Here is a 25,204-nt window from a genome sequence, read left to right as displayed (position 1 = left end):
CACGGGTTGGTCCCGCGCCAACGGCAGCATCACGGTCGCTGACATCGCATGGCAAAACCGGTTGCGGTCGGCGAGACGGTAATGTCTCCTTGTTCGATAGTGCATGCGAACGCGCCGCCCGCATCGCGAACGGCATCGATACAGGCATCGGATGGATGACCGTAGCGGTTGCCCTCGCCCGCACTCGCGATAGAGAGCTCGGGCTTAAGCGTTTCCAGCAGCTCTGTGTCGACGGAAACTTTTGAGCCGTGATGTCCCAGCTTAAGCACATCGATATCGCCCACCTCCTGTACAAACTCGCGCTCCTGATCGAGTTCGGCATCACCAGTGAGGAGCATACGCAGGCTCTTGCCTTCCCGAGCATAGGAGAGCAGCAAGACAAGCGAGTCCTCATTACCCTCGCCATCCACTGTGTCAAACGGCCACATCACACGAGCCCGGAATGCGCCGATATCAACCGTGTCTCCGAGAGCCACCTGCCGACACGTTACGCCGGGGCGATTCAGGACCTCAGCAGGCGCGCCTTCCAGCGCATCGGCCGCGACCGCAATGGTTCCAACCGAAAACCGATCGAGCACATCGGGAAGACCGCCCCAATGATCTTCATCCCAATGCGTCACGAAGACGGCATCGATATGGTGAACGTTATTGCGAACCAACGCCGACACCACGCGCTCATCGAGCCCACAGTCGACAAGCGCCACGGCGCTACCCTGACGAACCAGAATCGCATCGGCTTGGCCGACATCGAGGACTGTTACCGAAGGCAGCGCACATCGATCCCAATAGACATACGGAACAGCCGCCGCAAGCATCAAACACAGCAGCCCCACTGCCATGGGCCGCGCGCGGGGACGTGGCCACCAGACCAAGAGGACCGCCAGCGCAAACGGCACCACGTATACCAAGGGCGCATCGGGCGGCACGCTTACGGATGCGCCCGGAACGGCAGCAAAGAGCTGCTCAAAGAACAGGGCGCAGCGAGCGACAATCATGGGCCCCACGAGCGCCCCGTGACGCAACAGCGGCACAAGCGAGCAGGGCACCAGCACAACCGATATAGCAAGCAGTACGCTTATCACCGGACCGATCACGGCATTTGCAAGCGGGGCAATGAGCGAAAACGTCCCGAATGCGGGAATGGTTACAGGAAGTGTCGCGAGTTGTGAGCACATCGTGACGGACAAAATACCGGCAACCCCCGATGGCACGCTCAGCTCGCACAAGGCGTAGGTAGCGTAGGGGCAAAAACAAAGGATGGCAAAAACACTGGCGCACGATAGTTGAAAACCCATCTCGAACAATACCGTCGGGCGCAGCAACACAAAGATTGCCATGGTGACAAACAGAGCCGAGAGGCCATGCCGACGACGTCCGGCGCCGTTGGCGACAAGCGTCGCCGCCACCATACAGCACGCGCGCACGGCCGAGGGCGAAGCGCCAGTAAAAACGGCATAGGCAGCGAGGGCCAGCACCAACAGCCCCCGCTGAAACCCACGAGAGAGACGCGTCTTTTGCAGGGCACTCTCAATCACAAACCCCACGATGGCAAGATGACTGCCCGAAACGGCGATGAGATGTGCGGTGCCCGTTACCGAAAACCATTCGCCCGCAGGCTGGGCGCGCAGCTCGGACGAGCGCCCACAGACAACGCCGGCGATGAGCGAGCGCGCTGGGTCGGTCGCGGGCGCGATAACGGCAAGGAGCTCGTTTCGAAGCCAAGACAACGGGCCTGGAGGGCCCTCGTCGATCGATACCAACCGGACGACTTTAACCTTTCGAAGCTCGCCCCGAAGCACGCGTGAGCGCCCATACGCATCATTCTCAAAGCGCGAAATTCGACCGATAGCACGTACATGCGAACCGGCGCCAAGCTCACGATCACACGACAGCCGTACCTGACCCAAACGCTTTTCGCCCGCATACGCATCACAGGTATAGGAGTACGCACCGTCATTGATGGACGGGTCGCCACACACAACAAACTCGAGACTGCTCGCAGCCCGATTATCCAACGCCCTCGAAGCGCGCAGCGCCCCTATCGCCCAACCCGCGGACACGACCGCTCCCGCCACGAGGCCGAGGGCCGCGGCATACAGCCATCGCCTCCACCGCACAAGGCGCATGCAGGACCGAGCCAATACGATGCACCCTGCTGCCGCAACGGGAATGGCCATAAGCAATGTGACGGGCGCCGCCCGCTCTCCCAGCAGCGCATCGGCCGCCATGTTAAGCACTAACCCACAGCTCGCACACAAGCCGGCACAAAGGGCTATCGTCCACGGCATCAATGGGCGCGGTGGCATCACATGCTCGCGCTCGGTCGCACTCATACGCAGATGCAATCTTTAATTTTGGCGAGTTTCTTCTCACCGATCCCCGATACGCGCATAAGGTCATCGACCGAGACAAAGGCCCCGTTTTGCGTCCGTTCGTCGATAATTGACTGGGCCATAGAAGGCCCGATGCCCGAAAGCGTCTGCAGCTCCGCCGCACTTGCCGTATTGATATTCACAAGTCCCGACGAAGACCCTGTACCAGGGGTCGTGGAAGCACTGCTTTCGGCGCCGCCGACGGCCGCAGCCGTTTGTTGCTCCCCTACCGTCGGCACATAGATCTTTTGACCATCGGTGATCTTGGACGCACGGTTAAGACCCGTCACATCCGCCTCGGCCGTAAGCCCTCCGGCGGCATCAATCGCCTGGGACACCCGTGCTCCATCTTTGAGCCGGTACACGCCTGGCCTCACAACGGCGCCATCAACATCGACGTACACCTCGGCAGCAGAAGAGCTCTTGGCAGACGACTCATCAGCATCGTCGGGTGACGCATCCCCGGCCTCGCGCACATCCGAGGCGCTCGCCTCATCACTACGCTCAAACGACACGCCGCTGGAGCGGCTACTAAAACTTGCCATCGCCAAGCCGCTCGCGGCGGCAATGGCAACCAGAATCGCCACGACCACCGCCTTATGGCCGAGCAGCTTTTCTGCCAAGCGATCCATCCGTTTAACCCGTTCGTGTTGCTCGCGCTGCGCCATAGCAAACACCTCCCAACACCATCGTGTCAGGAAACGAGCGCTGCAGCCTCCACATGCCCACACCGGCTATCACGGTCAAACCAAAAGCTGACCAAAACCTTGCGAAAAAATGTCCATTAATTCAGGCACACGTCGATAAATGAACCGTTTATCGCCAAAAGTCCAGATAGAAAAAGACCGACGATGCAAAATCACCGCCGGTCTATACACAACATTATTCGTGATCTTGGTAAATCTCACGTGGAGCGAGCTCGGAATGTTTGCGTTTTAAGGTCTTAGGGGCCTTATACGTGTTGCTCTCGAAGTCGATATACTCGGTCTGCTTGAGCAAGCGCTCAATCATCTCCTCGTGATCGAACAGCTCCCACGCCTCATGCACGGCATCGAGTTTGGCGTGCGTCTCGGGGCGGCGCGGCATAAAGAGCGTGCAGCAATCGGGAGCGGCCTCGGTCGAGATATCGAAGGTACCGATTTCCTCGGCACGCGCGATGATCTCCTGCTTGTCCGAACCAATCAGCGGGCGGAACACGGGGATCTTGACGGCCTCGTTGACGGCCATGATGTTCTCGAGCGTCTGGGAAGCAACCTGACCGAGCGATTCACCGGTCACAATAGCCTTGGCGCCCTCGATATGCGCAATGCGCTCGGCAACCGAATACATAATGCGACGGTACATGATCACGCGCAGGTTGCTGGGGCAGGTCACCGAGATCTCACGCTGACAATCGCCAAACGGCACCACGTACAGGCGGCCGATCTGGACACCCGGCTCAAGCGCACGGATGATGTCCTGCACCAAATACTCGCTCGTGTCGGGCGTCTGCGGACGACCGGAGAAATGTACCGGCACGCACACCGCGCCGCGACGCGCGAGCATCCAGGTCGCTACCGGAGAATCGATACCCGACGACAGTAGCGTCACGACCTTGCCGGCAGATCCCACCGGCAGACCGCCCACGCCGCGCTCGGAGCGCGCGTACACATAAACGCTACCCTGGACCACCAGCACGTGCACCATTGCGTCGGGGTCGTGCATCTGGACCTTTTTATCGGGAAACGCCTCGCACAACACCTCTCCCACCTGACGATTGATATCAATCGAGGTGAGCTCGTAGTCGGTGTTCGAGCGCTTGGCATGCACCTTAAACGACTCAAAGGGACCAAACTCGCGCAGCGCCTTCACGGCGGCGGCGCAGTACTCCTGCGGGTCGCGGTTCGTGTGATATGCCAGGGACACGCGAGCAACGCCGGGGACGGTGCGAATGACGCGCGCCGCCTCGTCGGCCTGATGCTCGTTAAAGGTCACGAGGATATAACCGGAAATTCGAGACACGGCATTCACGGAAAAGGCGGCCAAGGCCGCCTTGATGTTATCCATGAGGATATGCTCAAAATGTGCGCGGTTCTTGCCCTTCAGTCCAACCTCGTGATAGTGGACCAGGCAGACGCGGGCTGCCATTTAGGCTTCAGCAACCTTGTGGCCGAGCGCCTTCTCGTAACGGGCCTCGTCGTAGGAGATGTCGCCGTCGACAATCTCGTCCATAGCCATCGAGATGGTATCGGCGCCGGAAAGCGCAATGGTGATGTCGTCGACATCCTGGACGGCAAGCACGCGGTTGTGCTGGCCACGCAGCATGCTGTTAATGTCGCAGGCGCGCTTGGAGGCAAGCGAGGCGAGCAGGAAGCGGTTGTGATCGGTCTTCTCCAGAAGATCGTCAATGCAAGGCTTTACAACGGACACGGACCTCAGATCCTTTCATGCATATCGAGAACGCGAACGAGCTCATCGGTCGCGCGGTCGAGATCGTCATTCACCACGACGTCGTCGTAGCGGTCGGCAAGGGCAAGCTCATGGGCGGCGTTTGCCATACGCAGCTCGATCGTCTCGGGCGTCTCGGTACCGCGACCGACCAGACGCTCGCGGAGCACCTCGAGCGAAGGCGGCTTGATAAAAATCAGCACGGCCTCGGGGAAACGCTCCTTGACCTGCAAGGCACCCTGGACATCGATCTCCAAGATTAGAGACGAACCAGAGGCAAGCTTGGATGTGACCTCGCTCACCAAGGTGCCGTAGCAGTTACCGTGGACCTCGGCCCACTCAACAAACTCGCCGTTTGCCACGCGGCGGTCGAACTCCTCGCGCGTCAGAAAAAAGTAATTGACGCCGTCGACCTCGCCTTTGCGTGGGGCTCGCGTGGTAGCCGAAACCGTCAGGCCCAGGTTAGAGCGACGCTCGCGCACACGAGTGACGAGCGTGCCCTTGCCTGCACCTGACGGTCCAGAAATCACAAAGAGCTTTGAATCCTGAGCGCTCACTTATTTGGTCAGCTGCTCGAGGAGCTGCTCGCGCTGACGGACACCGAGGCCCTGGACGCGACGGGTAGCGGAGATGCCGAGCTCCTCCATGATCTTGGCGGCCTTGGCCTTGCCATAACCGGGCAAGGACTCGATGAGGGTGGAAACCTTCATGCGGGAAGCGATGGGGTCATCGGAGTTGAGCACGGACTCGAGGGACTTCTCGCCCTTCTTGATCTGCTCGCGAAGCTCAGCGCGGGCGTGACGTGCGGCAGCAGCCTTCTCAAGAGCCTGCTTGCGCTGCTCGTCGGTAAGCTGAGGGAGTGCCATTCGAACCTCCAAATAGTTGGGTTATATCTGATGCAATAATTGGCATTTTAGCACGTAAAACGCACTAAATGCCCAATCGACGGCACCATAGATTAGACGATACCTGCGAAAAGTGCAATATACGGAGGTCAAAGTTAAGCCCCTGACCTGCGATTCCACACAAAGGATGGGAAAGTTTTCGCAGGCACAGGGGCTAATTTGTGCTAATGAGACCCAAAAGTGGTGACTTGAGGGAAACTTTTAGGCGACGTTTTCGACCAGCTCGGCAACGATAGCGTCAAATGCGGCAACCGGGTCGTCGGCACCGGTGATGGGTCGGCCAACCACGATGTGACTCGCACCGCGCTCGATAGCCTGGGAGGGCGTCGCCACGCGGGATTGATCGCCCAGGGCGGCACCCACCGGACGCACGCCAGGAGTCACGATCAGCGCATCGGGGCCGAGCAGCTCGCGCATGTCATGGGCCTCCATCGGCGAGCACACGATGCCGTCGATGCCGTTGGCCTGGGCAAGCTTTGCCAGGCGGGCGGCTTCCTCGGCGACGGGCAACTCGACGCCGATCTCGGCCAGCGAATCCTGGTTCATGCTCGTGAGCACGGTGATGGCGACAAGCTTGGCGCGGTCCTCGCGCGCCTCCTCGGCACCCTCGCGGCACGCAGCGAGCATAGCGCCCGAACCCAGTCCATGGACCGAGAGCAGGTCGGCACCGGCAAGCGAGGCCGAACGGGCGGCACCGCGCACCTGATGCGGAATGTCATGGAACTTGAGGTCGAGGAAGACCTTAAAACCCAGGTCCTTAAACGTCTTGACGATCTCGGGGCCCTCAGCGTAATAGAGCGTCATGCCGACCTTGAGCCAAGCGGCATGACCAGAAAGCTCGTGGGCGAGCTCGAGCGCACGCTCACGGTCGCAGTCGAGGGCGACGATAACACGGTCGCGGGCATCGGTCTCTAGCATTCGAAAGCACCTACCAGCTCATTGATGTCCTTCACGCCCTGGGACTCCGCCCAGGCCTCGAGCTCGTGCGCAATCTTGAGCGAAGCGCACGGATCGACAAAGTTGGCCATGCCGACCGACACGCAGGTGGCGCCGGCCAAGATAAACTCAGCCGCATCCTCGCCGGTCATGACACCACCGACACCGTTGATGGGGATATCGACGGCCTGGGCAACCTCCCAGACCATGCGCACGGCGATGTGGTGGCACAGCGGGCCCGAAAGGCCGCCCTTGGGCTTGGCCACACGGGACTTGCGGGTATGAACATCGATGGCCATGCCCTGGATGGAGTTAATGACCGAAAGGCCGTCGGCGCCGGCGGCCTCGAGAGCCTTGGCAATCTCGGCGACGTTGACCGGAGCCATCTTGACGAACAGCGGCTTATCGGTCACCTTACGGCAGGCAGCCATAACGGCAGAGGCGCCCTCGGGCGAGGAGCCCATGGCGGCACCGCCGGCGGCGATATTGGGGCAGCTGACGTTGATCTCGTAGCCGGCAGCCCAGGGGCACAGCTCGACATACATCTCGAGCGCGCGCACAAACTCGTCAACAGAGTGGCCGGCAACCTGACAAATGACTTGGCAACCGTCCTTGGACAGCTGCTCGAGCCACGGGCCGGACTCACGGGCGAAGGCGGCGACACCGGGGTTCTGCAAGCCCACGGAGTTGATCATACCGCCGGGAATCTCGGCCATGCGGGGCGCAGGGTTGCCCGGCCAGGGCTCGGCGGCGCAGCCCTTAGTGGTGATGGCGCCCAGCTGGGAGACATCAAAGAAGTTCTGGAACTGCCAACCGTAGCCGAAGGTACCGGCTGCGGTGTTGATGGGGTTCTGCATCTTGACGCCGCCGAAATCGACGGCCATGTTCACGGTACCCACTAGAAGACCACCACCTTGGAAGCATCGAACACGGGGCCGCACATGCAGGCGCCCTTCATACCGTCGACCGTCTCGACATTGCAGGTGTTGCAGGCGCCAAAGCCACAGCTCATCATGCGCTCGAGCGACACCTCGCAGTACGCACCGGCCTCGGCAGCAGCGGCGGCGACCTTCTTCATCATGACGGCGGGACCGCAGCTGGCGACGTAGTCGTAGCCGCCCTCGCCGAGCAGCTCAGCTGCCGGGTCGGTGCAAAAACCGTGCGTGCCGAGCGAGCCGTCGTCGGTGCAAACGTCGACCGTATCGCACAAAGCGCGGAACTCATCGATGCCCACGGCCTTGGACGCGGTGCCAAAGCCCAGGCACACGTCGACGGCCACGCCCTGCTCGGCAAGCTTGCCGGCAAGGCACAACACGGGCGGAACACCGATGCCGCCCGCAACGAGCAGCGCTTTCCTGGTGCCCTCGGGCACATGCCAGCCGCGTCCGCCGGGGCCCAGCAGATTAGAGGTGGAACCGGGGGCCATCTGCGCCAGACGACGGGTGTCGTCGCCCACGACGGCGTACCACAGCTCGACGGTGCCGGCCTGGGCGTCGGCGCGATAGAAGCTCAGGGGCACGCGAAGCAGCGAGGACGCATCGCCGGGCACGGCAATGTTCACAAACTGACCGGGCTTGAGCGCACTTGCAAGCTTGGGGGCCGAGATGACGAGCGAGAAGATGCCGTCGGCGATCTCCTGGTTCGATACGACCTCGAAGTCGTGCATGCGTGCAGTGGAAGGTGTGGGCATAGACGCTCCAATCCCCCATGCGGTTGCATGGTCAAAACGAACAGAAAGCGCGGCACCGCAAGGGCACCGCGCACAAAAGCGATAAGGCTATGCTAGCAGATGCAGCCGTCGGCGAGCGTCTGCTTACCGCCGACAAACACATCGGTGGCACGACCGGTAAGCGTGCGGCCGGCGAAACCGGAGTTCTCGGCACGCGACTCGTAGCCGTCCTCGCCAACCGTCCAGGTTACGGTGGGGTCGAACACGGTCAGGTCGGCAACGGAGCCCGCCTTGACCTGAACCTGGTCGAGGCCCAGGATCTCACGCGGCTTGATGGCCATGAGCTCGACCATGCGACCCACGCTCATCTTGCCCGTGTTGACCAGCTCGGTGAGCACGAGCGACAGCGAGGTCTCGAGGCCAATCATGCCAAAGGGTGCGAGCTCGAACTCGCGGGCCTTCTCCCACGGAGTGTGCGGAGCGTGATCGGTGACGATAACGTCGACGGTACCGTCGATGACACCCTGACGGATGGCCTCGGCGTCCTCGTCGGTGCGCAGCGGCGGATTGACCTTGAGCGAGGTGTTGTAGGTCTCGTCCAGGTCGTTCTCGGTCAGGAACATGTGGTGCGGGGTAGCCTCGCAGGTAACCCGAACGCCAGCGGCCTTACCGGCGCGCACGATTTCCAGGCCATGGGCGGTGGAGATGTGCTGGATGTGCAGCTTGGCACCGGTCAGCTTAGCAATCTCGATGTCGCGAGCGATCTGGAGCTCCTCGCCGGCAGCCGGCCAGCCCTCGAGGGCCAGACGGGTCGAAACCTTGCCCTCGTTGATCTGGCCGTGGCCGACCAGGTCCTCGTCCTGGCAGTGGCTCATAAAGACCTTGCCGAACATCTTGCCGTAGTCCATGCAGCGACGGAGCATGCCCGCGCCCTGTACGCCGCGACCGTCGTCGGTAAAGGCGACGGCGCCGTGGGCGACCATATCACCCATCTCGGACATAGCCTCGCCCTTAAGGCCGCGGGTCATGGCGCCCGACGGATAGACGCGGCAGTGACCGACCTCGGCAGCGCGGGACTTGACGAACTCCACGACGGTGCCGTTATCGGTGACGGGATCGGTGTTGGGCATGGCGCACACGCCGGTGAAGCCGCCCTTGGCAGCTGCGCGGGTACCGCTCTCGATGTCCTCTTTGACCTCATAGCCGGGCTCGCGAAGGTGAACGTGCATATCCACCAGGCCAGGGACGAGGTACTTGCCGGAAAGGTCGCGGACCTCGGCTCCCTCGACGGCGAGATTCTCGCCGACCTCGGCGATCTTGTCGCCGCCAATCAGGACGTCAACGACACCGTCAAGCTCGACGGACGGGTCGACGACGTGGGCATTCTTAAGAAGCAAGGCCATTATCGGCACCTCCAAGCAGCAGATACAGGATAGCCATACGCACGCAGATACCGGCGTAGACCTGCTCCAGGATGACGGAGCGTTGCGGGTGGTCGGCCATATAGGAGTCGAACTCAACGCCGCGGTTGATGGGGCCCGGGTGGCAGATGATCGCATCGGGCTTCATGAGCTTCTCGCGGTCCTTGGTCAGGCCGAAGAGCTTGTGGTACTCGCGAATGGTCGGGAACGGGGCACCCTCGAGGCGCTCCTGCTGCACGCGCAGCATGTAGACGACGTCCAGCTCGGGCAGGACGGAATCGAGGTCGCTCGTCACGTGGTCGCAGCCCAGGACCTCGGGCGCCGGCGGCAGCAGCGTGCCGGGGGCGACGGCGTAGGTCTCGCAGCCCATGATCTTAAGGGCGGGGATCAGCGAGCCGCACACGCGGGAGTGGGCGATATCGCCGACGACGGCGACCTTCAGACCGTGGAAGTCACCCTTGTGCTCCCAGATGGTGTACAGGTCGAGCAAGGCCTGCGTGGGATGGTTGTGCTTGCCGTCACCGGCGCAGATGACGCTTGCGGGCGAGTTCTGCGTGACGATGTAGGGAGCACCGGCGTGCTTATCGCGAACGACGATGCAGTCGATCTTATAGGCGTTGAGGGTCTCGACGGTGTCGACGAGGCTCTCACCCTTGACCGTGGAGGTCGAGGAGCCGCCAAAGTTAAGACTGTCGGCCGAAAGACGCTTCTCGGCGAGCTCGAAGGAGCTGCGGGTGCGCGTCGAGGGCTCGTTGAACATGTTGACGATGGTCTTGCCCTTGAGCGTGGGGACCTTCTTGATCGCACGCTCGTTGACCTCGGAGAACGCCTTGGCGGTCTCGAGGATGAGCTTAATGTCCTCTTCGGAGTACTCGGTAATGTCGATCAGGTGCTTATGGTTGAACGCCACGGTACTACTCACCTCCCAGCGGCGCGGAGCCCACGTGGGAACCCGGCGCGACGTCGTTAATCTCGACGGCGGTGTGGCCGTCGACTTCCTTCATATATAGGTGCACGTTCTCCTCATGCGACGAGGGAACGTTCTTGCCGACAAAGTCCGGCGAGATGGGGAGCTCGCGGTGGCCGCGGTCAACGAGGACTGCCAGCTCAATACGGCTCGGACGGCCCAAGTCCATGACGGCGTCGAGAGCGGCGCGAATGGTACGGCCCGTATACAGGATGTCGTCCACCAGCACGACGCGCTTGCCGTCGACGCTAAAGGGAATGTTGGTGGCGTGGATCGCGGGAGCGAAATTGGTAGCGTAGTCATCGCGGTAGAAGCTGATGTCGAGGCTGCCGAGCGGAACGTCGACGCCCTCGATCTCCTTGATCTCCTCGGCGAGCTTCTTTGCCAGAAGGTCGCCGCGCGTGACGATGCCGACCAGAGCGAGGTCTTCACAGCCCTCGTTGCGCTCGAGAATCTCGTGCGCGATGCGGGTCATCGCTCGATTGACGGCGGTCTCGTCCATAATGACCGCCTTGGGGGAAGTCGTGCCCATCGATCTCCTTCCTCACATGTCTTGACTGCTGACACAGTCAAAAAAATAGATGCCCGACCGCTCAAAGCGGAACCAGACACCCACAGGAAGGGCTGCTCTTTGGCAGCTATGTAATTCCATGTGGGTATCTCGTACCCCTTTAATGGTCAAGGGATAGTGTAGCCAACCTCAAGCTGAATTGCGAGCATAAATACAGAGCATTCCGTAAACGGAGCCCAATGCCCAATAAACCTATATATATTTGTGGGACGAGCTTGAAAACGCACACACGAGCTGGCATAATCCCCTCTGCTGCACGCAAATCGGATCTACGTCCAGGGCCGTGGCGTGGGCACTATCGCCAAAAGAGAAATATCTCTGTGTAGATTACGCACAGGGAGCTGCTTCTGTGCTATAGTTCAGGCTTGTTTGTTAACGCGACATGTTCGTTTGTCGCCCAAGGAGGGTCAGTTATGTCCAAAGTTTGCGAAGTTTGCGGTAAGCACCCCGTTGCCGGTCGCTCCATCAGCCACTCTCACCGCGTCACCAACCGTAAGTTCCGCCCCAACATCCAGCGCGTCTACGTCGTCGTCGATGGCCACCGTCGCAAGATGAACGTTTGCTCCACCTGCCTTAAGTCCGGCAAGGTTGCGCGCTCCTAAATAAGGTCTTACCAACAAGTACCTCGGACTCTCCGGGTCAAAGACCTCGCGTTCACATAGAACTTACCAAAGGCGCCCTCCCCTACGGAGGGCGCCTTTTTGCGCTCATTGGGGACAGGCTTACATGAGTGAAAGCACTCATGTAAGCCTGTCCCCAATGAGTGGGGCGATGCTATAGGATAGTTTAGTTAAAACGCTTCAGTATATTGAAGCGTTTTAGTGTGCCTTTTAGAGGAATCTGACCGTTCGCCGATTAATTTCTTGCTATCATGCAAGACGTAGGGTAAATCTCCGATCGCAAGGAGACACAAATGGTGAAAAAGTCACCGGAAAACACTACTCCCGCAATTGTGGACAACGTAGAGGCGCTTGAGGCTAAGCTCGCTCAGATGCGAGAGGCCCAGGCGCTTTTTGCTACGTACACGCAGGAGCAGGTCGACAAGATCTTCTATGAGGCCGCCATGGCTGCCAACAAGGCTCGTATCCCGTTGGCGAAGATGGCCATCGAGGAGACCGGCCGCGGCGTTCTTGAGGACAAGGTCATCAAGAACCACTACGCCGCAGAGTACATCTACAACGCTTACAAGAACACCAAGACCTGTGGTGTCCTGGAGCGCGACGAGGCTTACGGCATCACCAAGATCGCCGAGCCCATCGGCATCGTGGGCGCCGTCATCCCGACGACCAACCCCACTTCTACCGCGATCTTCAAGACGCTGATCAGCCTGAAGACCCGCAACGCCATCATCATCTCCCCGCACCCGGCTGCCGCCAAGTGCACCATCGCCGCCGCCAAGCTCGTGCTTGATGCCGCCGTCAAGGCCGGTGCCCCCGAGGGCATCATCGGCTGGGTTGATGTCCCCTCCATCGAGCTGACCAACATGGTCATGCGCGACGTCGACATCATCCTCGCCACCGGTGGCCCGGGCATGGTCAAGGCCGCTTACTCCTCGGGCAAGCCCGCCCTGGGCGTTGGCGCCGGTAACACCCCGGTCGTCATCGACGACACCGCCGACGTGCTGCTCGCCGTCAACTCCATCATCCACTCCAAGACCTTCGACAACGGCATGATCTGCGCTTCCGAGCAGTCCGTGACCGTCATCGACACCATCTATGACCAGGTCAAGGCCGAGTTCCAGAAGCGCGGCTGCTACTTCGTCAAGCAGGGTGCCGAGATGGAGGCCCTGCGTGCCGCCATGTTCAAGAACGGCGCTCTCGACCACCGCATCCCCGGCATGGCTGCCGCCAAGATCGCCGAGCTCGCCGGCATCGAGGTTCCCGCCAAGACCAAGATCCTGATCGCCGAGGTCACCTCCACCGACCCCGCCAAGGAGGAGTTCTCCCACGAGAAGCTCTCCCCGGTCCTGGCCATGTACCACGCCAAGGACTTCCAGGAGGCCGTCGACAAGGCCGAGCACCTGGTGCTCGCCGGTGGCCCGGGCCACACCGCCTCTCTGTACGTGCACCCCGCCCAGGCCGAGAAGATCAGCCTGTTCGAGCACGTCATGAAGGCCTGCCGTATCGTCATCAACACCCCGTCCTCGCACGGCGGCATCGGTGACCTGTACAACTTTGGCATGAAGCCGTCTCTGACCCTGGGCTGCGGCTCCTGGGGCGGCAACTCCGTCTCCGAGAACGTTGGGGTGAAGCACTTGATCAACGTTAAGACTGTGGCCGAGCGCCGTGAGAACATGCTGTGGTTCCGCGCTCCCGAGAAGGTCTACTTCAAGAAGGGTTCCACGCCCGTCGCCCTCGACGAGCTCGGTACCGTCATGGGCAAGAAGCGCGCCTTCATCGTCACCGACCAGTTCCTCTTCAAGAATGGCAACACCCGCGCCATCGAGGCCAAGCTCGACGAGATGGGCATCGCCCACGACTGCTTCTACGACGTCGAGCCCGATCCGTCGCTGCAGTGCGCACGTCGCGGCGCCAAGCAGATGGCTCTCTTTGAGCCGGACGTCATCATCGCCGTCGGCGGTGGCTCCGCTATGGACGCCGGCAAGATCATGTGGATGATGTACGAGCACCCCGAGTGCAAGTTTGAGGACATGGCCATGGACTTCATGGACATCCGCAAGCGTATCTTCACCTTCCCCGAGATGGGCAAGAAGGCCTACTTCGTCGCCGTCCCGACCTCTTCGGGTACCGGCTCCGAGTGCACGCCGTTCGCCATCATCACCGACAAGGAGACCGGCATCAAGTGGCCGCTCGCCGACTACGCGCTGCTCCCCAACATGGCTATCGTCGACGCCGACAACTGCATGACCGCCCCGCGCGGCCTGACCGCTGCCTCCGGCATCGATGTCATGACCCACGCCATCGAGTCCTACGTCTCCATCATGGCTTCCGACTACACTAAGGGCCTCTCCGAGCGCGCTGCTAAGCTCGTCTTCGAGAACCTGCCCTCCAGCTTCACGAACGGTGCCAAGGACCCGCATGCCCGCGAGGAGATGCACAACGCCTCCTGCATGGCCGGTATGGCCTTCGCCAACGCCTTCCTGGGCCTCAACCACTCCATGGCCCACAAGCTCGGCGCTTTCCATCACCTGCCCCACGGCCTCGCAAACGCCGTCATCCTGACCCGCGTTATGCGCTACAACGCCGCCGAGGCTCCCGTCAAGATGGGTACCTTCTCCCAGTATCCTTACCCCAACGCGCTGCACAACTACGCCGAGATTGCCAAGTACTGCGGCATCGAGGGCAAGGACGACAAGGAGGTCTTCGAGAACTTCATCACGAAGCTCGAGGAGCTCAAGGACTTCATCGGTGTCAAGAAGACCATCGCCGACTACGGTGTTGACGAGCAGTACTTCCTCGACACCCTCGACGAGATGACCGAGCAGGCATTCAACGACCAGTGCACCGGCGCTAACCCGCGCTACCCGCTCATGAGCGAGATCAAGGAGCTCTACCTGGACGCCTACTACGGCCGCGAGCCCCAGGACTACGCCGTCTGCTAGTTTTTAGCACGGTTATTTGCGGCGGGGGTGCACGGGTGTACGCACGCCCCCGCCGTTGCTTCTATCGCATCGTTGAAAGGATGCAATCATGCTGCTCCCCGATTCCAAGACCGAGCTCGTCCGTCGCGGCAACAAGGTCGTTTACGACCTGGGTGACAAGATCGTCAAGGTCTTTAACGAGACCAAGCCCGTCTCCGACGTGTTCAACGAGGCTTTGAATCTTGCCCGCATCAATGAGTGCGGCATCCGCAGCCCCAAGGCTCTCGAGGTTTCTCAGCTCGAGAACGCCAACGGCTGGGCTCTCGTGACCGAGAAGGTTCCGGGCACCACCCTTGCCGAGAAGATGACTGCCGAGCCCCAGCGCTTTGGTGAGTACCTCGAGATGTTCGTCGACCTCCAGATCGAGATCCACGGCTACACCTCCCCGCTGCTCAACCGTCAGCGCGATAAGTTCGCCCGCATGATCGACAGCCTCGATCAGCTCAATGCCACCACGCGCTACAACCTTCAGGAGCGTCTGGACGGCATGACCAAGGAGTTCAAGGTCTGCCACGGCGACTTCAACCCCTCCAACGTCATCGTCGGCGACGACGGCCAGCTGTACGTCTGCGACTGGGCACATGCCACCCAGGGCTCCCCTGCTGCCGACGTTGCCACCACCTACCTGCTCTTTGCCCTCAACAGCAAGGACCAGGCTGAGGCCTACCTGGAGCTCTACTGCGACCGCGCCGACATGCCCATGCAGGTCGTGCGTCAGTGGACGAGCATCGTCGCCGCTTCCGAGCTCGCTCGTAAGCGCAACGTGAACGATGAGTTCCTTAAGGACTGGATCGACGTCGTCGATTATCAGTAATATCTGAGCGATTCATTTCGCATCGGAGGCACAAAGGGAAACCCCGCAGCTCGAATGGGCTGTGGGGTTTTTCTTTTAGCTATAAAAGATTCTTAGACGCAAAAGCGGCCCTGCGCCTCTCCCTCGAGAGACGCAGGGGCGCTTCGTAAGCGCACTCAACGCAGCGGGCTCGATTAACGGCGTGCTGCCTTCACAAGCTCGGCGACCTTGGCGACAACCTCATCGATTGCCACATCCTCGCGCTCGCCCGTAGCACGGTCCTTAAGCTCAACGGTACCGTTCTTAAGACCGCGCTTGCCCAGAATCACCTGATATGGGAAACCCATAAGGTCGTTGTCGGCAAACTTAAAGCCGGGACGCTCATCACGGTCATCGACGACAACCTCGATACCCTCGGCGCACAGACCCTCGACGATCTGCCCGCAAACGGAAGCGCACTCCTCCTTCTTGGGATCGAGCGGAATCACCGCGACCTCGTACGGGGCAACGGAGACCGGCCAGACGATACCGTGCTCGTCGTTGTGCTGCTCCACAACGGCAGCGAGCGAGCGAGACACGCCAACGCCGTAGCAGCCCATGATGAGCGGCTTCTCCTTGCCGTCCTCGTCCATAAAGGTGGCACCCATGGCCTCGGAGTACTTGGTGCCCAGCTGGAATACCTGAGAGACCTCGATACCGCGGGCAGCGGAGAGCGGCTTGCCGCAGTGCGGGCAGGGATCGCCGGCAACGACGGTAACCAGGTCGGCCCAGTCGTCGACGGTAAAGTCGCGCTCAGGGCAGGCACCGGTAAGGTGATAATCGACCTCGTTGGCACCGCAGGCCCACTGCTTGGACTCGCGCAGGCTCTCGTCGCAGACCAGACGGATGCCCTCGGGCAGGTTAACCGGTCCGATAAAGCCCTTGTGCAGACCGTAGGTCTGGAGCTCCTCATCGGTCATCATGCGATAGCCCTTGCCAAAGACGTGCTCGGCCTTGCAGTCGTTGAGCTCATGATCGCCCGGAACGATGGCCACAACCGGCTTGCCCTCGGCGTCGATGAGAGCCAGGGACTTGCGCGTGCCGTTCTCGGGGAACCCAAAGAACTTGGCAACGGCCTCGATGGTGCCCATGCCCGGAGTCTCGACCTTGGTAAGCGTACCGTCGCCGGGACCCTCGGTCACGACAACCTTAGTGCTTGCCGCCTCGTCATCGGCAGCAAAGCCGCAATCGTCGCAGTAGACCAGCGAAGCCTCGCCGGCCTCGGCCAGCGCCATATACTCGACGGAGGTGTCACCGCCGATCTCGCCGGAATCGGCGACGACGGGCAGGGCCTTGATGTAGCAGCGCTCGCAGATATTGGCGTAGGCCTGCTTCATCTTGTCGTACTCCTCCTGCAGGCTCTCCTGCGTGGCAGAGAAGCTGTAGGCGTCCTTCATGATGAACTCGCGACCGCGCATCAGGCCAAAGCGGGGACGGAACTCGTCGCGGAACTTATCCTGGATGTGATAGAGATTCACCGGCAGCTGCTTGTAGGAACGCAGTTCATTGCGCACCAAGGCGGTCACGGTCTCCTCGTGCGTGGGGCCGAGCACGAACTCGCGGCCGTGGCGGTCATCAAAGCGCACGAGCTCCTTACCATAGGCATCGATACGGCCGGACTCACGCCACAGCTCGGCATCGACCATGATGGGCATCATGAGCTCCTGGGCACCGGCAGCGTCCATCTCGTCGCGCACGATGTTCTCGATTTTGCGAATCGAGCGCCACGCGAGCGGCAGATAGGAATAGAGACCGGCGGCCTCCTTGCGAATCATGCCGGCACGCAGCAGCAGGCGATGGCTCGCAAGCTCGGCATCGGCCGGATCCTCTTTGAGCGTCGGAGCATACAGCTTAGACATATACATTGCTCGAGTCATTTATTTCTCCTCAATTAGCTTGTCGACCTCGGCCATAAGCGCGTCGACAATTTGGTCCTCAGCTACTTTACCAATGATCTGGCCGTGCGAAAAGAGCAGGCCCTGACCTCGTCCGCAGGCAACGCCCAAGTCGGCGTCAGAAGCCTCGCCGGGGCCATTGACCGCGCATCCCATAACGGCGATCGAAAGCGGCGCGGAGTAGTTCTTAAGCCGCTCGGTGACCTCCTCGGCGATAGGAATGAGGTTGACCTGGCAGCGAGCGCACGTGGGGCACGAGACGATCTCGGGGCCACGGCGGCGAAGGCCAAGCGACTGCAGAATACCCCAGGCGACCGGCGGTTCCTCGACCGGATCGGCCGTAAGCGAGACGCGCATGGTGTCGCCAATGCCCTCGGAAAGCAGAATACCCAGGCCCACAGAGCTCTTAATGGTGCCCTGGAGCTTGGTTCCGGCCTCCGTAACGCCCAAATGAAGCGGAACATGGGGGATTTCGCGCGACAGGGCGCGATAGGTGTCGAGCGTCGTGGACACGCTATGGGCCTTGGCGGAAAGCACGATATTGGTAAAACCGCGATCCTCAAAATGCTTGACGAAACGCTCACTCGACATCACGAGCTTTTCGGGCTGCGTAAGGTCATCGCGCTCGGCGATATCCTGCTCAAGCGAGCCAGCGTTCACGCCAATGCGAATCGCGCACCCAGCGGCGCCCGCGGCATCGATCACAGCATCGACCTTGGCCCAATCACCGATGTTGCCGGGATTGATGCGGAGCTTGGCGGCACCGGCCTTAACGGCGCCAATGGCGAGCTTATGGTTAAAGTGGATATCGGCAACGATCGGCACCGGAGACTCCGCACAAATCGTACGAAAGCCCTCGAGCGCAGCCTCGGTGGGCACACTCACGCGCACAACATCGCAACCCGCCTGAGCGAGTGCATGAACTTGTGCAAGCGTTGCCTGGGCGTCGGCGGTATCGGTGCAGGTCATGGACTGAACCACCACCGGAGCGCCGCCGCCTATCTGCACGTCACCGACAAACACGGGGCGTGTCAGCTCACGCGGCAAAGGATGGGACAAAGACAATCCAAACACTCCCCTACAAAATAAATCGAAGGACGTCGGAACGAAGCATGTAGACAAACAGCAGCGCAAAGAGCGCGATGCCGACATAGCTGACGATTGTCTGCACCTTCAGCGGCAGCTCGCGACCGGCAACCTTTTGGATAATCTCGATAATCAACTTTCCCCCGTCGAGCGGCGGAATGGGCAGCAGGTTCATAAAGCCCAGCGAAAACGAGATGAGCGCGGCAAACGTCAAGAACGTCGCGGGACCGGCTGCCGCCGCCTGAGAAGACATGACGCTGATACCCACAATCGAGGAGGACTGATCGAGTATCTCCATCGTATGCTGCGGCTGCAGCAGGCGCATCACGCCCTCAGCAGTCTGCTGAACATAGGAGAACGACAGGCGCGCCGAGGTGATAGGGTCCAAATGGACCACCTGCGTAGAGGCGTAAACGCCCAAACGCTCGTCCTTCTTGAGCGCAACCGAGGTCGAAAGTTTCTTGCCGTCGCGCTGATACTCAATGGCGATATCGTCCTTTCCGGCGGCCGCTCCGATCGCATCGTGCACGTCCATCCAGGAAGAGCAGGACACGCCGTCGACCGAAAGAATTGCGTCGCCGGCCTCGATACCTGCATTGGCTGCTATCGAGCCTTCTTCGACCTGACCGATCACGTTGCTATCGACCGGCACCGAAACGCCGGCGATAGAGTAGATGCTCATAAGCAGCAAAAAGCCCGTCAGAATATTGACGAGAATGCCAGCGAGCAGCATAAAGGCACGTTTGAGAAAACCTTGGCCCAGATAGGTATGTGAACGCTCCTGCTCAAGAAACTCCGAAGCGGCGACCGGGGGCTCCCACACATCTCCCTCGGCAGTTGCATGCTCTCGATCAAACCTGCGGCCGTCAAAAGTGGTATATCCTGCAGCGTCGCGCGGCAGCGTCTGGTACCTGACCGGATAGTAGCTAGGTGAAGGCTTCTCCCCTTCCTCGTACCAAGGCGCAATGGAACCCCAGCCCAAAAGCAAGACACAAGCCTCGAGAACATCCTCCTCGGGGAGCTCCAGCTCGACGGAAAGGTCTGCAACCGAAACGCGACCATGACGATAGATCGCCGCAAGCACACGGTCGGCGCACGAGACATCGGTCGGGTCCATACCGCAGATAGCGGCATAACCACCCAGCAGCAGCGGCGTCACACCAAACTTGGTACCAATGCGACGCGACGTACGATGAATGTCAAAGCGGCACGGCAGGCCCAAGAAAAACTCGGTGACGCGCACACCGCACGCACGAGCCGCTAAAAAGTGGCCGCCCTCGTGCAGAAACACGAGGACGGATAGCATCAAAAGACCCCAAAAGACCGAGGAGAGAACACTCAGAACAGTATCCATAAAACGAAAAGCAATCCTTACGATTAAGAGCGGGTTGCAGCAAGCACCTCGGCGGCCTTGGCACGAGCCCACGAGTCGATATCGCGAAGCTGCTCAAACGATGCGACCGCCTGTGTATCGTGTGCGTCCATGCACGACTCGACGATACGGTCGATATCGGTAAAGGTGCAGGCATCGTGCAGGAAGGCATCGACGGCAACTTCGTTGGCGGCATTCAGCACGCACGGCATGGTGCCGCCCGTTTTGCCCGCACGCTCGGCAAGCGCGAGGCAACGGAACGTTTCCATATCGGCCGCGTCGAAGGTAAGCTGCCCCAACTCACGAAAATCGATTCGAGGCGCCGGAGTATCCCAACGCTCGGGATACGAGAAGGCAAACTGAATGGGAATGCGCATATCGGAGGCGCCAAGGTGTGCCATCACGGAGCCGTCGGCAAACTCGACCATAGAGTGAATCTTGGACTGACGCTGAACGACCACGTTGATAAAGTCGAGGTCGCAACCGAACAGATGCATCGCCTCGATACGCTCCAGGCCCTTGTTCATAAGGGTGGCGGAGTCGATGGTGATCTTTGCCCCCATGGCCCACGTGGGATGCGCCAAGGCGTCATTGCGGGTCACGTGGTCGAGGTCCTCGCGCGAACGGCCAAAGAACGGACCGCCCGAACAAGTGAGCCAAATGCAGTGGGCCTCGCGCGGATTCTCCCCCAGATAGCACTGGTAGATGGCGGAGTGCTCAGAGTCGACCGGAATGAGCTGACCCGGCTGCGCCAACGGCATCAGCAGATCGCCGCCGACAACGAGGGACTCTTTGTTAGCAAGTGCAAGACGCTTGTTCGAGGTCAGGGCAGCATGGCTCGCTTCGAGCCCGGCGGCGCCCACAATAGCAACAAGGACACAGTCGACGTCATCGCGACGTGCGAGCTCGCAAACCGCCTGCGCACCAACACCGAGCTCGGTACCCTCGGGCAACTCCTGCAGTACAGCGTCCGCACCATGGGCAACATCGGCCACGGCAACAGCCGGAACCGAAAACTCACGGGCAAACGCAACGAGCTCCGAGGTGCTGGAGTTAACGGACAGTGCCGTCACCTGCAGTCGATCGACATGCTGACGGCATACATCGAGTGCCTGCGTGCCGATAGAGCCCGTACAACCCAAAATTGCAACCCGCAGACGCCCGTCGGGGCCGCACGTCGTCTGAAAAGCCATTACAGCACGCCTCCGATCATCAAAAGCAACTGCGCGGTAATGCAGCCAAAGATAAGCGAGTCGCTACGGTCGAGCATGCCGCCATGGCCCGGAATCAGATTGCCGGAATCCTTGACGCCCACGCCGCGCTTGATGCGCGACTCGATGAGGTCGCCGATAACGCCCAAGATGGACACGACCACGCCGCACAGCAGTGCATAGGGCAAGCTCAGCTTATAGAAATGCGTTGCCCACAAAATGAGCCAGATGAGAATCGAGCCCAAGATGCCGCCGAAAAAGCCCTCCCAGCTCTTTTTGGGAGAAATCTTGGGAACCATCTTGTGCTTGCCGATACGGCTGCCCACGATGTAGGCAAACGAATCGGAGACCCAGAGAGACGCGCAAACGCCCACCGAAAGCAGGGCACCGGCAAAACCGGGCACGGCATCGCGCAGCAGTACGATGGCCGACAGCATAAAACCGGTGTAGATAGGACCCATGAGCGTCACAGCTACATCGGATATGCGGGTACGCGACGAACAGACATACCAAATGCCCACCGCAAGCATCAGAGCAAAAAGCAGGGCATTCAACAACAGCGAGTCGCCCAGCGCCGAGAGCGGAAAGAGCACGGCGGCAGCGATACCCAGGCGCTCGTTGGCCACCTTGCCATCGAGCTTCGTCATGCGGAAAAACTCAAAGCAGCACAGGCCGCTCATGACGGAGACGAAGATGGCGGTGGGAACGATACCCAAAACCAGGCAGAGAATAAATACAACGGCGTAGACGATACCTGCAGCGGCACGGGTAATAAAGCCGGCCAGCCACGAAGTCGCAGCCGCACCGCTTTTGGCGGCAGGCGCCTTGGGAGCAGACGCCTTGGGACGATCGGACACGATTAAGCCTCCTCGGTCTTGCTCAGTCCACCAAACCTACGGTCGCGGCCCTGATAGGCCAAAATGGCGTTGACAAGACCCCAACGATCAAAGTCGGGCCAATAGGTATCGGTGATATAAAACTCGGAATAGGCAACCTGCCACAGCAGATAGTTCGAAAGGCGAAGCTCGCCGGAGGTTCGAATCACAAGCTCCGGATCGGGCAGCCCAGCGGTGTACAGGTGCGAAGCAACCATATCATCGTCGATAGCGGCGGGATCAATCTTTCCGGCGGCGGCATCGAGCGCGATCTGACGGGCAGCACGGGTGATCTCGGCACGAGCGCCGTAGTTGACGGCAAGCGCCAACGTCATGCCGGTGTGGTCGGCACACTCGGCAAGACCTCGCTCAAAGACATCGCGGGTCTTCTTAGGCAGTGCGGAAATATCGCCCAAAAAGACAACGCGAACGTTTTCACGCTTAAGCAGCGGCAGCTCATCGATAAACGTCTTGGCAAACAAATGCATCAAAACGTTGACCTCGTGCTGCGGACGATTCCAGTTTTCGGTGGAAAACGCATAGGCCGAAAGGACGTCGACACCCAAGCGCACGCATGCGGTAATGATCTCGCGCAGGGAAACGATACCGGCTTTGTGACCCTCGGTGCGGGCAAGACCGCGCGCCGTGGCCCAACGACCGTTACCGTCCATGATGCACGAAATATGATGCGGGATCTTATTGAGGTCAAGGTCGGAAAAACCGACGCCCGCAGGGGCGTCGGCAAAGTACTCGACCAGTTTGTTCTCGTCGTATTGCACCTTAGATCTCCATGACCTCGGCTTCTTTTTCCTTCAGAAGCTCCTCGACCTTGGCAACATACTCATCGGTATGCTTCTGGACCTTGGCCTGCTCGCGACGGACATCGTCCTCGGTGAGCTCTTCGTCGCGCTCGAGCTTGTTGTTAAAGTCACGACGGATGTTGCGGATGGAAACCTTGGCCTGCTCGGCATACTCGCGGCACTCCTTGACGAGCTCGCGACGACGCTCCTCGGTGGGAGCCGGGAACGGCAGGCGTACGACGGTACCGTCAGAGTTGGGAGTAATGCCCAGATCGGAAGCGCTGATGGCCTTCACAATGGCGTTGACGAGCGCCTTGTCCCAGGGCTCGATGAGCAGCATGTGAGCCTCGGGGGTCTTAACGGCAGCAACCTGGGTAACCGGCGTGGGAACACCGTAGTAATCGACCGATATGTCGGACAGAATGTTAGCGTTGGCGCGGCCCGTGCGAACCTTGGAGAAGTTGTGCTTGAGGGACTCGAGCGACTTGTCCATGTGGACGGTGATGTTCTCTGCCATGCTTAATCCTCCTGATAGACGAGCGTGCCGACGGGCTCACCCGAAAGCGCGCGCTTGACGGTGTCCTCGCCATCGATGTTGAGGACCAAAATCGGCATACGGTTATCCTGGCACAGTGCCGTAGCCGTAGAATCCATAACCTGCAGACCGCGGACGAGAACCTCGTGATAGGTAATCTTGTCAAAACGGACGGCATCGGCGCACTTGACGGGATCCTTGTCGTAGATGCCGTCAACCTTGGTGGCCTTAATCAGAATCTCGGCACCGATCTCGCAGGCACGAAGAGCCGCGGCGGTGTCGGTCGTAAAGTACGGATTGCCCGAACCGGCGGCAAAAATAACGACGTTGCCCTTGGAAAGGTGGTTGATGGCGCGACGGCGAATATAGGGCTCGCAGATCTCGTTCATCTGGATAGCGCTCATCACACGGCAGGGAACATCGTTGTGCTCGAAGGCATCCTGCAGGGCAAGCGCGTTCATAACGGTTGCCAGCATGCCCATGTAGTCGGCCTGGGCGCGCTCCATGCCACCGGCAGCGCCGGCCATGCCGCGGAAAATGTTGCCGCCGCCGACAACGACGCCGACCTCATGGCCAACGGCGAGCAGCTCCTTGACCTGCTTGGCAAGATGATCGGTAATCTTGGGGTCGATGCCATATTGGCCGTCGCCCATCAGTGCTTCGCCGGAAAGCTTCAGAAGCACGCGTTTATATCGGATGTCGGACAAAGCGATCCTCCTTTAATTAGACTCTCAATATGATATCAAAGGCTCTGATAAGAGCCATGAAAAAGCAGGCTGTGAGTAAAACCCACAGCCTGCTCATTACCAGCTACAAGAGCTTATTTACTCGCCACGGACCAGGCGGTCGAAGGCAACGACGGTAATGGTATCGCCGAGCTCCTTGGAGACCTGCTCAGCATACTTCTTGATGGTGAGGGAGCTGTCCTTGATGAACTCCTGCTCGGTGAGCACGGACTGCTTGTAGAACTTCTCCAGACGGCCAACAGCCATCTTCTCCTGGATAGCCTCGGGCTTGCCGGACTCGGCAGCCTGAGCCATGTAGATCTGCTTCTCGTGCTCGACGGTCTCAGCCGGAACCTGATCGCGGGTAGCGCAGATCGGGGCGACGGCGGCAACCTGAAGGGCGACGTCGTGAGCGAAGGTCTTGAAGGAGTCGGCCTGAGCGGTCTCGGCCTTCTCGAAGGCGAACTCGACGAGGACGCCGATCTTACCACCCATGTGGATGTAAGAAGCGAGAGCGCCATTCTCGGCCTTGCGGGCGGCGAAACGGGAGATCTTCATGTTCTCGCCCATGATGTGAATCATCTCGGTGAGCTCGGAGGAAACGGTCTCCTCGCCCATCGGCTTCTCGAGCAGCGCGTCGACGTCAGCCGGCTCGGTGGTGGCGACAACCTCGGCGACCTTAGAAGCAAAGCCGGTGAACTTGGCGTTGGAGCCGACGAAGTCGGTCTCGCAGGAGAGCTCGAGCAGAGCGCCGGTCTTGCCATCCTCGGAGACGAACGCGGCGACAGCGCCCTCGTTGGTCTCACGGCCAGCCTTCTTGGCAGCCTTGGCGAGGCCGTTCTTGCGCAGAACGTCGACGGCGGCGTCCATGTCGCCGTCAGCCTCGACGAGAGCCTTCTTGCACTCCATCATCGGGGAGTCGGTCATCTCGCGGAGCTGCTTGACCATAGCGGCAGTAATCTGGGCCATTGTGGTTCCTTTCAAAGAGATGAAAAAGACTTAAA

General features: G+C 60.3%; 24 protein-coding genes. 3 read left to right on the top strand and 21 right to left on the bottom strand.

The window, feature by feature from the left end:
- Positions 1-29 precede the first annotated feature (29 nt).
- The 12 genes from DW823_RS01950 to pyrR form a co-directional block, all read right to left on the bottom strand.
- A complete protein-coding gene (locus DW823_RS01950) occupies positions 30-2,060 on the bottom strand; it encodes a DNA internalization-related competence protein ComEC/Rec2 (RefSeq protein ID WP_158567244.1) in 2,031 nt (676 codons plus the stop codon).
- A gap of 269 nt (positions 2,061-2,329) precedes the next feature.
- On the bottom strand, positions 2,330-3,040 hold the full coding sequence (locus DW823_RS01945; RefSeq protein WP_118079858.1) for a helix-hairpin-helix domain-containing protein: 711 nt from the start codon (positions 3,038-3,040) through the stop codon (positions 2,330-2,332).
- A gap of 214 nt (positions 3,041-3,254) precedes the next feature.
- Positions 3,255-4,499, bottom strand: coding sequence for a tRNA uracil 4-sulfurtransferase ThiI (gene thiI / locus DW823_RS01940; protein WP_118079857.1), 1,245 nt, complete (start codon positions 4,497-4,499; stop codon positions 3,255-3,257).
- Positions 4,500-4,781: a DNA-directed RNA polymerase subunit omega gene (locus DW823_RS01935; protein WP_055250050.1), complete on the bottom strand. Its 282-nt coding sequence runs from the start codon at positions 4,779-4,781 to the stop codon at positions 4,500-4,502.
- 5 nt (positions 4,782-4,786) lie between these two features.
- Positions 4,787-5,356 (bottom strand): guanylate kinase, encoded by a 570-nt coding sequence (gene gmk / locus DW823_RS01930; protein WP_118079855.1) that lies wholly within the window; start codon positions 5,354-5,356, stop codon positions 4,787-4,789.
- Entirely contained in the window at positions 5,357-5,665 is a 309-nt protein-coding gene (gene mihF, locus DW823_RS01925) for an integration host factor, actinobacterial type (protein WP_006236130.1), read from the bottom strand. It abuts the gene before it with no gap.
- A gap of 240 nt (positions 5,666-5,905) precedes the next feature.
- Positions 5,906-6,622 carry an orotidine-5'-phosphate decarboxylase gene (pyrF, locus tag DW823_RS01920; protein WP_118079853.1) on the bottom strand — a complete coding sequence of 239 codons (717 nt, stop codon included), beginning with the start codon at positions 6,620-6,622 and terminating at the stop codon, positions 5,906-5,908.
- The gene (locus tag DW823_RS01915) at positions 6,616-7,524 is read right to left on the bottom strand and encodes a dihydroorotate dehydrogenase (protein ID WP_199411071.1); all 909 of its coding nucleotides are present in this window, start codon (positions 7,522-7,524) and stop codon (positions 6,616-6,618) included. The genes pyrF and DW823_RS01915 overlap by 7 nt, the downstream gene beginning before the upstream one ends.
- Positions 7,525-7,538: 14 nt before the next feature.
- The gene (locus DW823_RS01910) at positions 7,539-8,306 is read right to left on the bottom strand and encodes a dihydroorotate dehydrogenase electron transfer subunit (RefSeq protein ID WP_118079966.1); all 768 of its coding nucleotides are present in this window, start codon (positions 8,304-8,306) and stop codon (positions 7,539-7,541) included.
- Positions 8,307-8,422: 116 nt separating this feature from the next.
- Positions 8,423-9,712, bottom strand: coding sequence for a dihydroorotase (locus DW823_RS01905; RefSeq protein ID WP_118079851.1), 1,290 nt, complete (start codon positions 9,710-9,712; stop codon positions 8,423-8,425).
- Positions 9,696-10,640: an aspartate carbamoyltransferase catalytic subunit gene (locus tag DW823_RS01900; protein WP_035138537.1), complete on the bottom strand. Its 945-nt coding sequence runs from the start codon at positions 10,638-10,640 to the stop codon at positions 9,696-9,698. The genes DW823_RS01905 and DW823_RS01900 overlap by 17 nt, the downstream gene beginning before the upstream one ends.
- A gap of 4 nt (positions 10,641-10,644) precedes the next feature.
- On the bottom strand, positions 10,645-11,229 hold the full coding sequence (pyrR, locus tag DW823_RS01895) for a bifunctional pyr operon transcriptional regulator/uracil phosphoribosyltransferase PyrR (protein ID WP_006236123.1): 585 nt from the start codon (positions 11,227-11,229) through the stop codon (positions 10,645-10,647).
- A 452-nt stretch (positions 11,230-11,681) separates the two neighbouring features.
- On the opposite strand from pyrR, the gene rpmB reads away from it, so the two are divergent.
- The 3 genes from rpmB to DW823_RS01880 all read left to right on the top strand — a co-directional run bounded on the left by rpmB (position 11,682) and on the right by DW823_RS01880 (position 15,683).
- Positions 11,682-11,870, top strand: a complete 189-nt coding sequence (gene rpmB / locus DW823_RS01890) for a 50S ribosomal protein L28 (protein ID WP_022094725.1) — start codon at positions 11,682-11,684, stop codon at positions 11,868-11,870.
- A 311-nt stretch (positions 11,871-12,181) separates the two neighbouring features.
- Positions 12,182-14,830, top strand: coding sequence for a bifunctional acetaldehyde-CoA/alcohol dehydrogenase (gene adhE, locus DW823_RS01885; RefSeq protein ID WP_118079849.1), 2,649 nt, complete (start codon positions 12,182-12,184; stop codon positions 14,828-14,830).
- A gap of 88 nt (positions 14,831-14,918) precedes the next feature.
- Complete coding sequence (locus DW823_RS01880) at positions 14,919-15,683, top strand: aminoglycoside phosphotransferase family protein (protein ID WP_118079847.1); 765 nt, start codon at positions 14,919-14,921, stop codon at positions 15,681-15,683.
- A gap of 173 nt (positions 15,684-15,856) precedes the next feature.
- Here the strand turns inward: DW823_RS01880 and DW823_RS01875 are convergent, their stop codons facing one another.
- From DW823_RS01875 to tsf, 9 genes are all read right to left on the bottom strand, one after another.
- Positions 15,857-17,566 (bottom strand): proline--tRNA ligase, encoded by a 1,710-nt coding sequence (locus tag DW823_RS01875; protein WP_118079964.1) that lies wholly within the window; start codon positions 17,564-17,566, stop codon positions 15,857-15,859.
- Positions 17,567-17,578: 12 nt separating this feature from the next.
- Positions 17,579-18,655 (bottom strand): flavodoxin-dependent (E)-4-hydroxy-3-methylbut-2-enyl-diphosphate synthase, encoded by a 1,077-nt coding sequence (ispG, locus tag DW823_RS01870; RefSeq protein WP_118079845.1) that lies wholly within the window; start codon positions 18,653-18,655, stop codon positions 17,579-17,581.
- Positions 18,656-18,674: 19 nt separating this feature from the next.
- On the bottom strand, positions 18,675-20,036 hold the full coding sequence (locus DW823_RS01865; RefSeq protein ID WP_118079843.1) for an RIP metalloprotease: 1,362 nt from the start codon (positions 20,034-20,036) through the stop codon (positions 18,675-18,677).
- 23 nt (positions 20,037-20,059) lie between these two features.
- The gene (gene dxr, locus DW823_RS01860; protein ID WP_199574293.1) at positions 20,060-21,247 is read right to left on the bottom strand and encodes a 1-deoxy-D-xylulose-5-phosphate reductoisomerase; all 1,188 of its coding nucleotides are present in this window, start codon (positions 21,245-21,247) and stop codon (positions 20,060-20,062) included.
- A complete protein-coding gene (locus DW823_RS01855) occupies positions 21,247-22,122 on the bottom strand; it encodes a phosphatidate cytidylyltransferase (RefSeq protein WP_233542953.1) in 876 nt (291 codons plus the stop codon). The genes dxr and DW823_RS01855 overlap by 1 nt, the downstream gene beginning before the upstream one ends.
- A 2-nt stretch (positions 22,123-22,124) precedes the next feature.
- A complete protein-coding gene (locus DW823_RS01850; protein WP_118079841.1) occupies positions 22,125-22,919 on the bottom strand; it encodes an isoprenyl transferase in 795 nt (264 codons plus the stop codon).
- A gap of 1 nt (position 22,920) precedes the next feature.
- Positions 22,921-23,457 carry a ribosome recycling factor gene (frr, locus tag DW823_RS01845; protein WP_118079839.1) on the bottom strand — a complete coding sequence of 179 codons (537 nt, stop codon included), beginning with the start codon at positions 23,455-23,457 and terminating at the stop codon, positions 22,921-22,923.
- A gap of 2 nt (positions 23,458-23,459) precedes the next feature.
- On the bottom strand, positions 23,460-24,182 hold the full coding sequence (gene pyrH / locus DW823_RS01840; protein ID WP_118079837.1) for a UMP kinase: 723 nt from the start codon (positions 24,180-24,182) through the stop codon (positions 23,460-23,462).
- A 117-nt stretch (positions 24,183-24,299) separates the two neighbouring features.
- Positions 24,300-25,169, bottom strand: coding sequence for a translation elongation factor Ts (tsf, locus tag DW823_RS01835; RefSeq protein ID WP_055285136.1), 870 nt, complete (start codon positions 25,167-25,169; stop codon positions 24,300-24,302).
- Positions 25,170-25,204: the final 35 nt, after the last annotated feature.

Origin of the sequence: Collinsella sp. AM34-10 (assembly GCF_003469185.1) — a bacterium.
Lineage (GTDB): Bacteria > Actinomycetota > Coriobacteriia > Coriobacteriales > Coriobacteriaceae > Collinsella.
This window is presented reverse-complemented; position numbering and strand designations above follow the sequence as displayed.

Coding starts and splice junctions, on each gene's coding strand:
- DW823_RS01910 (WP_118079966.1), bottom strand. CDS start 8,306: ATGCACGACTTCGAGGTCGTATCGAACCAGGAGATCGCCGACGGCATC.
- adhE (WP_118079849.1), top strand. CDS start 12,182: ATGGTGAAAAAGTCACCGGAAAACACTACTCCCGCAATTGTGGACAAC.
- mihF (WP_006236130.1), bottom strand. CDS start 5,665: ATGGCACTCCCTCAGCTTACCGACGAGCAGCGCAAGCAGGCTCTTGAG.
- thiI (WP_118079857.1), bottom strand. CDS start 4,499: ATGGCAGCCCGCGTCTGCCTGGTCCACTATCACGAGGTTGGACTGAAG.
- DW823_RS01875 (WP_118079964.1), bottom strand. CDS start 17,566: ATGTATATGTCTAAGCTGTATGCTCCGACGCTCAAAGAGGATCCGGCC.
- tsf (WP_055285136.1), bottom strand. CDS start 25,169: ATGGCCCAGATTACTGCCGCTATGGTCAAGCAGCTCCGCGAGATGACC.
- DW823_RS01880 (WP_118079847.1), top strand. CDS start 14,919: ATGCTGCTCCCCGATTCCAAGACCGAGCTCGTCCGTCGCGGCAACAAG.
- dxr (WP_199574293.1), bottom strand. CDS start 21,247: ATGGCTTTTCAGACGACGTGCGGCCCCGACGGGCGTCTGCGGGTTGCA.
- pyrF (WP_118079853.1), bottom strand. CDS start 6,622: ATGCTAGAGACCGATGCCCGCGACCGTGTTATCGTCGCCCTCGACTGC.
- rpmB (WP_022094725.1), top strand. CDS start 11,682: ATGTCCAAAGTTTGCGAAGTTTGCGGTAAGCACCCCGTTGCCGGTCGC.
- DW823_RS01945 (WP_118079858.1), bottom strand. CDS start 3,040: ATGGCGCAGCGCGAGCAACACGAACGGGTTAAACGGATGGATCGCTTG.
- DW823_RS01915 (WP_199411071.1), bottom strand. CDS start 7,524: ATGGCCGTCGATTTCGGCGGCGTCAAGATGCAGAACCCCATCAACACC.
- DW823_RS01865 (WP_118079843.1), bottom strand. CDS start 20,036: ATGGATACTGTTCTGAGTGTTCTCTCCTCGGTCTTTTGGGGTCTTTTG.
- pyrR (WP_006236123.1), bottom strand. CDS start 11,229: ATGGGCACGACTTCCCCCAAGGCGGTCATTATGGACGAGACCGCCGTC.
- frr (WP_118079839.1), bottom strand. CDS start 23,457: ATGGCAGAGAACATCACCGTCCACATGGACAAGTCGCTCGAGTCCCTC.
- DW823_RS01905 (WP_118079851.1), bottom strand. CDS start 9,712: ATGGCCTTGCTTCTTAAGAATGCCCACGTCGTCGACCCGTCCGTCGAG.